Source organism: bacterium (genome assembly GCA_040755795.1).
Classification (GTDB): Bacteria; UBA9089; CG2-30-40-21; order CG2-30-40-21; family SBAY01; genus JBFLXS01.
The window spans coordinates 1-1,277 of the sequence record JBFLXS010000708.1; the positions used below are offsets into that span (position 1 = coordinate 1).

Genomic DNA, 1,277 nt, shown 5'->3' on the forward strand with positions numbered 1-1,277 from the left:
TTCGCAGACTCCAGGATTGATGTCCGAAGGGTGGAGCAAGAAAAAGTTTGAGCCATTTCTCCAATTCTCCCTTTTCCCCATTTCTCCTTGTTTACACTTCTAATGTATAGCCCTGAACGGTTACAAAGAAAGATACTATGCCTTATGAATTCTTTATTGGAATTAGATATTTATTAGCCAGAAAAAGGGAACGGTTCATACCTATTATTACCCTGTTTTCGATTGCCGGGGTAGCGGTGGGTGTTGCCACGCTTATTACTACCCTCTCCGTGATGGGTGGCTTTGAGCAGGACCTGAAAGAAAAAATAGTCGGAGTGAATGCCCATCTGCTTGTCACCGAAGGGATGGGAACAGAATTAAAAAATTATTCCGCAATTATTGAGAAGATAAAAAATATAGATTCCAGGATAATTGGTGTTGCCCCTCTTATTACGACTCAAGCCATATTGACCTCTGAATATGGAAATGCCGGGATAGTTTTGAAAGGGATTGATACCAGACTTGAACCTACGGTCTCTAAATTAAAAGGATACACTAAACAGGGCTCTTTTGAAATATCCGGTAAAGAAATTCTGCTTGGTAAAGAATTAGCCAAAAAATTGGGTGTCATAATTAATGATAAGGTGAATTTATTTATATCTCAAGAAAATAAAATGAATTTCCTGCCAACTAAATTGACTGTGAAAGGCATTTTTGAGACAGGAATGTATGAATACGATGCCAATTTTGCCTGTCTTCCTTTAAAAGAAACTCAAGATTTACTTGGATTAAAAAATGCGGTAAGCGTCATTACTGTAAAAACAGGTGATATATGTCTGGTTTCAAAGCTCTCCGAAAAGATAATAAATAAATTAGGCTATCCGTATTGGGTTAGAACCTGGGAGCAGATGAATAAAAACCTCTTCTTTGCCTTAAAATTAGAAAAAACTGTGATGTTTATTATCCTTTCTCTGATTATTCTGGTTGCTGGATTTAACATTGCGTCAAGTTTAATGATGCGAGTGATGGAAAAGACAAAGGAGATTGGAATACTCCGGGCTATGGGCGCCAGTTCTTTAAGTATTCAGGCAATATTTTTATTAGAAGGGGCAATTATCGGCATAGTTGGGACAATTATTGGATTTTTAGCGGGAATAGGGCTGTGTGAATTATTAGCAAAATATCAATTTATTAAACTACCGGGTGATGTCTATTATCTTAGTTCTATTCCCATCCATATAAGATGGAACGATGTTGGACTTATAAGTTTATCTGCGATTATTTTAAGTCTGCTTTCG

General features: G+C 37.0%; 1 protein-coding gene. It reads left to right on the top strand.

The genetic code is table 11. The features are described 5' to 3' along the window. Positions 1–137: 137 nt before the first annotated feature. Positions 138–1,277 (top strand): FtsX-like permease family protein (locus AB1414_21105; GenBank protein MEW6609911.1); only part of this gene is annotated, 1,140 nt, incomplete at its 3' end.